The 4,869-nt window shown below is 73.5% G+C and carries 4 protein-coding genes and 1 pseudogene; all 5 read left to right on the plus strand.

Annotated features, from left to right (window positions below; all coding sequences use genetic code 11):
- Window positions 1-508 (plus strand): annotated as a pseudogene (locus RIN80_RS16360) (carbon monoxide dehydrogenase); the annotation flags it as partial.
- 71 nt (window positions 509-579) lie between these two features.
- Window positions 580-1,368 carry an aldose 1-epimerase gene (locus tag RIN80_RS16365; RefSeq protein WP_309096335.1) on the plus strand — a complete coding sequence of 263 codons (789 nt, stop codon included), beginning with the start codon at window positions 580-582 and terminating at the stop codon, window positions 1,366-1,368.
- Between the two features lie 10 nt (window positions 1,369-1,378).
- The gene (gene pyrE / locus RIN80_RS16370; RefSeq protein ID WP_309096336.1) at window positions 1,379-1,927 is read left to right on the plus strand and encodes an orotate phosphoribosyltransferase; all 549 of its coding nucleotides are present in this window, start codon (window positions 1,379-1,381) and stop codon (window positions 1,925-1,927) included.
- A 134-nt stretch (window positions 1,928-2,061) separates the two neighbouring features.
- Window positions 2,062-3,084 carry a class II fructose-bisphosphate aldolase gene (fbaA, locus tag RIN80_RS16375; RefSeq protein ID WP_309096337.1) on the plus strand — a complete coding sequence of 341 codons (1,023 nt, stop codon included), beginning with the start codon at window positions 2,062-2,064 and terminating at the stop codon, window positions 3,082-3,084.
- 67 nt (window positions 3,085-3,151) lie between these two features.
- Window positions 3,152-4,618 (plus strand): MFS transporter, encoded by a 1,467-nt coding sequence (locus tag RIN80_RS16380; RefSeq protein WP_309096338.1) that lies wholly within the window; start codon window positions 3,152-3,154, stop codon window positions 4,616-4,618.
- Window positions 4,619-4,869: the final 251 nt, after the last annotated feature.

Consider the following 4,869-nt stretch of genomic DNA (forward strand, 5'->3'; position numbering starts at 1 on the left):
CACCCCCGCCCCCCAAACCGACGAGACCCCCGGCCCCGGGTCCGAGGAAGAAACCTCCGCCCCCGCAGCCGGCGGCGACGCCCCCGACCCCGGCCCCGAGCGGGCCGGCAGCACCTCCGGCTCCGAGTCAGACCTCTCCGGCGATGCCCCCAGCCCCGGGTCGACCGGCGACGCCTCCGGTTCCGGAACGGCCGGGGACGCTGCCGAGTCCGGTCTGACGGAAGGGGCCCGCCCCGGATTCGGGGCGGGGGGCCCGTCCTCCCCGCTCGGTCCGTTGGACGAGGACGGTGAGGACGAGGACGTCGCCGAGGCGGCGCACGCGCGGCGGACCATGATCGGGCGCAGCGCCGAAGAGGTCGACCACGCGCCGCCCCGCGGCCGCTACGCCCCCGTGCCCGCACCCCAGACCGTCGCACCCCCGGCCCCGCTGCGCTGGGCGGCACCCGCCGCCGCCCTCGCCCTGGCCTCGGCGATCGTCGCGGTCCGGGCCCTGCGCCGGCGCCGCTGAGCCCGCACGCCGCAGCCGTCGGAGGAACCGAGGACCGAAGGCCCTCTTGATCACCCCAGTAGGGTCGTCCCGTGAGTGACGAAGACATCACGCTGACCGCGGGTGACGCGGAGGTGACCGTGCAGCCGGGCAACGGCGGCCGGGTCGGAGGGCTGCGGATCGGCGGCGTGGAGCTGCTGCGGCAGGGCGAGCGGTTCGGCTGCTTCCCCATGGTGCCGTGGTGCGGACGGATCAGGGACGGCCGGTTCCTGGACGGCGCCGTCGTGCGGCAGATGCCGTTGAACGCCCCGCCCCACGCCATCCACGGCACCGTCCGCGACCACGCCTGGCGCACCGCCCGCACGACCACCGACGAGGCCGTCCTCACCTACGAGCTCGTCGACCCCTGGCCGTACCCGGGCCGTGTCACCCAGATCGTCGCCCTCGGCGCGGACAGCCTGACGCTGACCATGTCCGTGGAGACGTACGAGTCGTCCTTCCCGGCGCAGATCGGCTGGCACCCCTGGTTCAAGCGCAACCTCGGCGGTGAGGACGTCACCCTCGCCTTCGACCCCGCCTGGCAGGAGGAGCGCGGCGACGACCACCTGCCCACCGGCAACCGCCTCGACCCGAAGCCCGGCCCCTGGGACGACTGCTTCGGCATGCCCGGCGGCGTCGACGTGGCCCTCACCTGGCCCGGGCAGCTGGAGCTGAGGGTGACCAGCCGCGAGGAGTGGGTGGTCGTCTACGACGAGCAGGCCGAGGCCGTGTGCGTGGAGCCGCAGACCGGCCCGCCCAACGGCCTCAACACCATGCCGCGCCTGGTCACGCCCCTTCAGCCGCTGGAGGCCACCACCACCTGGAGCTGGCGCCGCCTCTAAGCTGGGCGCCATGACGGACACGCGCGGCGCGCTGCTGCAGCAGATCAAGGACAAGGCCGTGGTGCACGGCAAGGTGACCCTGTCGTCGGGTCTGGAGGCCGACTACTACGTCGACCTCAGGCGCGTCACCCTCGACGGGGAGGCCGCCCCGCTGGTCGGGCAGGTGCTGCTCGACCTGACCGCGGAGCTGGAGTTCGACGCCGTCGGCGGCCTCACCATGGGTGCCGACCCGGTCGCCGCCGCGATGCTGCACGCGGCCGCCGCCCGCGGCAGGCGCCTGGACGCCTTCGTCGTGCGCAAGGCCGCCAAGGCGCACGGGCTGCAGCGGCGCGTCGAGGGCCCGGACATCGCGGGCCGCCGCGTGCTGGTCGTCGAGGACACCTCCACCACCGGCGGCTCCCCGCTCACCGCCGTCGAGGCCGTGCGCGAGGCCGGGGCCGAGGTCGTCGCCGTCGCGACCATCGTCGACCGGGCGACCGGTGCCGCCGAGAAGATCCGGGAGGGCGCCGGGGTGCCGTACCTGTTCGCCTTCTCCAAGGACGAGCTGGGTCTCGACTGACCAGGGCGTGGACAGCGATCTGGACCTTCCGGCCGAGTCTGGAAAGATGGGGCCGACGATGACGTCGCACCCCAAGGTCTAGGTCAGGGCCGTAGACAGCAGTACGTCAACCCGCAGATACAAGGAGCGGACGCATGCCCATCGCAACTCCCGAGGTCTACAACGAGATGCTGGACCGGGCGAAGGCAGGAAAGTTCGCCTACCCGGCCATCAACGTGACCTCCACCCAGACCCTGCACGCGGCCCTGCGCGGTTTCGCTGAGGCGGAGAGCGACGGCATCGTCCAGATCTCCACGGGTGGCGCCGAGTTCCTGGGCGGCCAGTACAGCAAGGACATGGTGACCGGCGCGGTCGCCCTGGCCGAGTTCGCGCACATCGTCGCCGAGAAGTACCCGGTGAACATCGCGCTGCACACGGACCACTGCCCCAAGGACAAGCTCGACGGGTACGTTCGTCCGCTGCTGGCGCTGTCGAAGAAGCGCGTGGACGCCGGTCTGAGCCCGCTGTTCCAGTCGCACATGTGGGACGGCTCCGCCGAGACCCTCGCCGACAACCTCTCCATCGCGCAGGAGCTGCTGGAGCAGGCCCGCGCCGCGAAGATCATCCTCGAGGTGGAGATCACCCCGACCGGTGGCGAGGAGGACGGCGTCTCCCACGAGATCAACGACTCCCTCTACACCACGGTCGACGACGCGATCCGCACCGCCGAGGCCCTCGGTCTGGGCGAGAAGGGCCGCTACCTGCTCGCCGCGTCCTTCGGCAACGTGCACGGCGTGTACAAGCCGGGCAACGTGGTGCTCCGCCCCGAGCTGCTGAAGGAGCTGAACGAGGGCGTCGCCGCCAAGTTCGGCAAGGGCTCCCCGTTCGACTTCGTCTTCCACGGCGGCTCCGGCTCCACGGAGGAGGAGATCCGCACGGCGCTGGAGAACGGCGTCGTGAAGATGAACATCGACACGGACACGCAGTACGCCTTCACGCGCCCGGTCGCGGACCACATGTTCCGCAACTACGACGGTGTCCTGAAGGTCGACGGCGAGGTCGGCAACAAGAAGACCTACGACCCGCGCACCTGGGGCAAGCTCGCCGAGGCCTCCATGGCCGCGCGCGTCGTCGAGGCCTGCGGCCACCTGCGCTCGACCGGCACGAAGATCAAGTAAGTCCCGGTTCCCCGCGCGTCGAGCCCGGCACCTGCCCAGGTGCCGGGCTCTTCCGTATGCTCCCCGCATGTCCGATGTCCGGCTGGCCTCACCGCGGGGCAGGTGGATCCTGCTCACCACCGTCCTCGGCTCCTCCATGGCGCTGCTGGACTCGACCGTCGTCAACGTCGCCCTGCCGCGCATCGGCCGCGACCTCGACGCGGACCTGGCCGTCCTGCAGTGGACGGTCAACGCGTACATGGTCACGCTGGCCGGGCTGATCCTGCTGGGCGGGGCGCTCGGGGACCGGTTCGGGCGGCGGAAGGTGTTCGTCGTCGGGGTGGTGTGGTTCGCGGTGGCGTCCCTGCTGTGCGGGCTGGCGCCGAACGCGCAGGTGCTGATCGCCGCGCGGGCCCTGCAGGGGGTGGGCGGTGCGCTGCTGACGCCCGGGTCGCTGGCGCTGATCCAGGCGTCTTTCCACCCCGACGACCGGGGACGGGCCGTGGGCCTGTGGTCCGGCTTCGGCGGGATCGGGGCGGCGGTCGGGCCGTTCGTCGGCGGCTGGCTGGTGGACGGGCCGGGGTGGCGGTGGGTGTTCCTGCTGAACGTGCCGCTTGCGGCGTTGTGCGTGCCGGTCGCGCTGCGGCACGTGCCCGAGTCCGGGGACGGCAGGGCGCACGGGCGGTTCGACGTGCTCGGGGCGGTCCTCGGGGCGCTGGCGCTCGCGCTGGTGACGTACGCGCTGATCGAGGCCGGCGAGGGCGGTGCCGTCGCGGCGGTCTCGGCGGTGGCCGGGGTGGCGGCGGCCGTCGCGTTCGTGATCGTGGAGCGGCGGCGGGCCGAGCCGATGATGCCGCCGGACATCTTCGCGTCCCGCCAGTTCACGGCCGTCAACCTCGTCACGCTGTGCGTGTACGCGGCTCTCGGCGGCTTCTTCTTCCTCGCCGCGCTGCAGTTGCAGGTGGTCGTGGGCTACTCGGCCCTCGCGGCCGGTACGGCGCTGCTGCCCACGACCGTGCTGATGCTGCTGCTGTCGGCGCGCTCCGGGGAACTGGCCGACCGGGTCGGGCCGCGGCTGCCGCTGACGGTGGGACCGCTGCTGTGCGCGGCCGGGATGCTGCTGATGCTGCGGGTCGGGCCCGGCGCGTCCTACCCGGGCGATGTGCTGCCGGCGCTGGTGGTGCTGGGGCTGGGCATGGTGACCCTGGTGGCGCCCCTGACGGCGACCGTGCTCGGGTCCGTCGACGTGGTCCGGGCCGGGCTGGCCAGCGGGATCAACAACGCGGCGGCCCGGGCGGCGGGGCTGGTGGCCGTGGCGGCGCTGCCGTTGCTGGTGGGGATGGGGGAGGAGGCGTACCGGGAGCCCGCGGCCTTCGACGCGGCGTTCGGCCGGGCCATGGTGTGGTGCGCGGGGGCGCTGGTCGTGGGGGCGGTGGTGGCGGCCGCGGTGGTGCGCAGGCCGCCGCCGGGCTGCAAGCGGCCGGAGTGCCTGCGGCACGGGGGTGTGACGGCACCGCCGCTGGAGGGGGAGCCGGTGCGCAAGCGGTTGTCCTGAGACGGACGGCGTCCCCTGGCGGTGCCGGGCTCGCGCCGGCCTGCGGTGGACGGCTCCCCCTCCCGGTGGCGCAGGGGTGCGCCGGCCTGCGGTGGACGGCTCCCCTGCGGTGCCGGGGTGCGCCGGTCCTTGGGCAGGCGACGCCCCGCGCGGTGCCGGGTTGCGCCGTCGTAAGGAGGGCGGCGCTCCCCGTGGCGCCGGGGTGCGCGTCCTGTGGCGGGCATCCCCCCGGTGGCGCAGGGTGGCGCCGT

This window comes from Streptomyces sp. (assembly GCF_031181705.1).
Classification (GTDB): domain Bacteria; phylum Actinomycetota; class Actinomycetes; order Streptomycetales; family Streptomycetaceae; genus Streptomyces.

Excerpts from the sequence above, each read along its gene's own strand:
- pyrE (WP_309096336.1), top strand. The coding sequence starts at position 1,379 with ATGACGGACACGCGCGGCGCGCTGCTGCAGCAGATCAAGGACAAGGCC.
- fbaA (WP_309096337.1), top strand. The coding sequence starts at position 2,062 with ATGCCCATCGCAACTCCCGAGGTCTACAACGAGATGCTGGACCGGGCG.
- RIN80_RS16380 (WP_309096338.1), top strand. The coding sequence starts at position 3,152 with ATGTCCGATGTCCGGCTGGCCTCACCGCGGGGCAGGTGGATCCTGCTC.